Source organism: Protofrankia sp. CiP3, from assembly GCF_917627345.1.
Classification (GTDB): domain Bacteria; phylum Actinomycetota; class Actinomycetes; order Frankiales; family Frankiaceae; genus Protofrankia.
This window is the reverse complement of the sequence record NZ_CAKJTM010000218.1, coordinates 1-3,076: the sequence shown is the minus strand read 5'-3', so window position 1 is coordinate 3,076 and position 3,076 is coordinate 1. Positions and strand designations below refer to the sequence as shown.

Annotated in this window: 2 protein-coding genes and 1 pseudogene; 1 reads left to right on the top strand and 2 read right to left on the bottom strand. The window is 64.8% G+C overall.

Annotation, left to right across the window (positions count from 1 at the left end; genetic code table 11):
- Positions 1–59 precede the first annotated feature (59 nt).
- Positions 60–890, bottom strand: a complete 831-nt coding sequence (locus MJ797_RS26505; RefSeq protein WP_239342440.1) for a helix-turn-helix transcriptional regulator — start codon at positions 888–890, stop codon at positions 60–62.
- A gap of 586 nt (positions 891–1,476) precedes the next feature.
- On the opposite strand from MJ797_RS26505, the pseudogene MJ797_RS26495 reads away from it, so the two are divergent.
- Positions 1,477–2,225, top strand: a pseudogene (locus MJ797_RS26495) (NPP1 family protein); the annotation flags it as partial.
- Positions 2,226–2,280: 55 nt separating this feature from the next.
- Here MJ797_RS26495 and MJ797_RS26490 read toward each other — a convergent pair.
- Complete coding sequence (locus tag MJ797_RS26490; RefSeq protein WP_239342437.1) at positions 2,281–2,646, bottom strand: hypothetical protein; 366 nt, start codon at positions 2,644–2,646, stop codon at positions 2,281–2,283.
- Between the last annotated feature and the right edge of the window lie 430 nt (positions 2,647–3,076).

Genomic DNA, 3,076 nt, shown 5'->3' with positions numbered 1-3,076 from the left:
GGAGGAGACGGCGCAGGGAGAGCGGGGCCATGCGGTTCATTCCCGTTCGAGACTGATCGTTACGGGGCAGTCGCGCCGCGCTCGGTGTCCAGGCCATCGTCGCCGGTGTGCTGGCTGTCGTGGTCGCGGCAGGTGGGATGTAGCGGTGAACTCGCGCCGGAGGTAGCGGCATCCGTAATGAAGGCGTTGATGGCGTCGATCCGGTTGGTAACACCGAGCTTGCTGTAGGCGGACTGCAGGTGCTTTTCGACGGTGCGGGGGGACAGCCGCAGCCGGGCGCCTATCCGGCGACTGGTCAAGCCGGTCCGGACCATTTGTAGGATCTGTTCCTCTCGGGGAGTCAGGGACGCGGGTGTCTGCTGCCGGAGCTGCCGCGCCTTGTCATCCATGGCGGCAAGGAGCGGGTGGAGAGCGAGTACCAACTGCCGTTCCTGGCCCGTGAACGGGCCCCCGTCGCTTCGCCCCAAAGCGAACGACCTCATGGTGCCCCGTGGCGACTCCATGGGGATGGCGATGTGGTCGTAGAAGTCGAGGGCGGCATGAATGTCCGAACCTGCCGCCGAGGATTTCCACCGCAACAGGGGGACCAGGTCCGTCACGGCCAGCGGCCTGCGATCGGAGGTGTTCACGTAGCGCCGGATCAGGGGGTGTCGGTGCATATTTCGCAAGGTGATCGTAGTGATCTCGGATGAGTCGACCTGCGTCTCTGGCCAGCCAAGGCCCAATGCGCCGGCTTCCGAAAGGCCCACCTCAGAGAAAGTACATACAGGACATTCGAGGACATTCTGAATGGTCTGTGCTATCACCCCGTAGTCGATCTCTGCTGGATGGTGGCGATAGAGCTCCTGAGCGAAGTCGAGCACTTGGCGGTACTTCCGAGGAACGATCATCGCGCTTCCTGGTTGCTACGTAGTTCTACGAATGTCGCTTTACGTGGCCTACGCCCATTATCACAGCGCGGCCCGCGTGCGGTGGCCCGCTTGTCTGGATCTGTCGTCCCCCACCACTGACACATGACGCGGTGACGCAACGAAACGATTCAAACACCGAAAGGAAGGAGGTGTGCGCCAAGATCTCGAAAGAATCCAGGGGTTCAGAATCTGCTGACAGCGCGGCAGTCAAATGGCCCAGCTTCTTGCTGGCCAGCAGCAAACTGCTTGGCGATCAGCAAGAAGTGCCAGCGAGGCCCGCCACACGCACTGATTCTAGGCAATCGGCTCATCTCCGGACTAAGGCTGTCACCGGCGAGCCGCGCCATCTCCTACGTGGTCGACGAGAGGGCCCGGAAGACCTGAGTCGGCCAGATTTTCCACGCCGCGCAGCCGGATCCGCCATGCGCGCCAAGAACAACCCCACGAGTGAGAGTTGATGAGAAGAAGAAACCAGGGTGACCGCGCGGGATTGACCCCTCGGCCACGGGATACAGCAGCGGCTCCCCATCGAGCCCGGGTTATGGCTAGTCTCATTTCAAAGCTGATGGCGACCTCGGGGATCTTGACGGCCGTGCTGATTGGCCTCACGTCGGCACCGGCCAGCGCGGCAACCTCGTCTCCCCCCACCCGGCTGTCTGCCAACGCGGGCAGCTTCGAGCGGACCTTCCAGCCGGCGTACGACTACGACGCTGACGGCTGCTACCCCACCCCTGCGATCGGCCCTACCGGAACGCTGAACAGCGGGCTCAACCCATCGGGCTCAACCCATCGGGCTCGCTCAGCGGTAGCTGCCACGACAGGAGCGACCTCGACAACACCAACGGATACTCGCGCTACTACTGCAGTAACGGCTGGTGCGCGATCATCTACGACCTCTACTTCGAGAAGGACCAGCTCACCTTTGCTGGCATCGGCCACACGCACGATTGGGAACATGTCGTTATCTGGACGCAGAACAAGCAGGCGAAGTACGTCGCCACCTCGGCACACGGGAAATTCAACATCTACCCAGCCAGCCAGATCCGCTGGATTAGCACTCATCCGAAGATCGTCTACCATAAAGACGGCGCGGGAACCCATAGCTTCCGGCCCGCAACATCCGGCGACGAGCCACCGGAGAACGCCTATCACACGTGGCGTTTTCCAGACCTTGTCGGCTGGAACGGCTATCCTGCCGGAGTTCGTGACAAACTGTCCGCAGCAAACTGGGGAAAAGCCGTCTTCGGACTGAAGAACAGCCAGTTCCTCAAGAACCTCATGCAAGCCAAGCCGGCTAACGTCACTTTCAACCCCTTCTACTCCTGTGACAAATACCAGATTCTCGACATGCTGGCATGTGTATCGAGAGTTAATCAGCAGCTACTGGGGTAATATCGCGCACGCCACTCCCACGGGCCGCGGGCCGCGCGGGCGGGCCGCCGGGTTCTGCCCCGGCGGCCGTCTGTGTAGGTGGTTCAGCCGCGATCGCCGGCGGCGACAGAACGGGGCTGGTGGGGCCGCGGCCGAGCCGGTCCCGGTCGACCTCGGCGAGCACGGCACGGTCCAGCACCTGGCGCAGCCCGGCCTGGGCGCGGGCGGCGGTGTCCTCCGCGGCCCGGCGGGCGGCGGTCGTGGCCTCTGGGTCCTGGGTCGCCCCTCGACCGCGGACCAAGACCCCGCCCACCAGGTCGACGCCGCCGTCGCGCACCGACACATTCAAGATCGCCTTTCGCACCCTGCCGGACCCCGGGTCTTCGTAGTCCGGAGAAGGACTCGACCTTCCCGATCGCGGCGAGGACGGTCCAGCCGAGGCCAGGGCAGGTGGAGGCGGCCTGCATGTAGAGGTTCAGATAGTCGGGTGGGATGTCGTCGAGGGCGTCCTGACTGGGTGAGCTGCCCCTCCCGCAGCCGCGCACCCAGCCGACGACCGGCACACACAGCACCCGTTCGGCCATCTGGCCGGCGGCGGCGCCCATCAGCACGATGAGCAGGACGACGGCGGCGACGGCCGCGGCCGATGTACTTGGTCGTGGCCGCTCACCCCCGGTACTTCTCGGGTGGCATCGGCGCGGGAGGCCGCAGGCCCGGCCCCGCGGGGGCGTCGCCGGGCCGGTCGGACACGGGCGGGGGGCCGGCAGCTGCGGCCAGGCACCAGACAGCTGGTC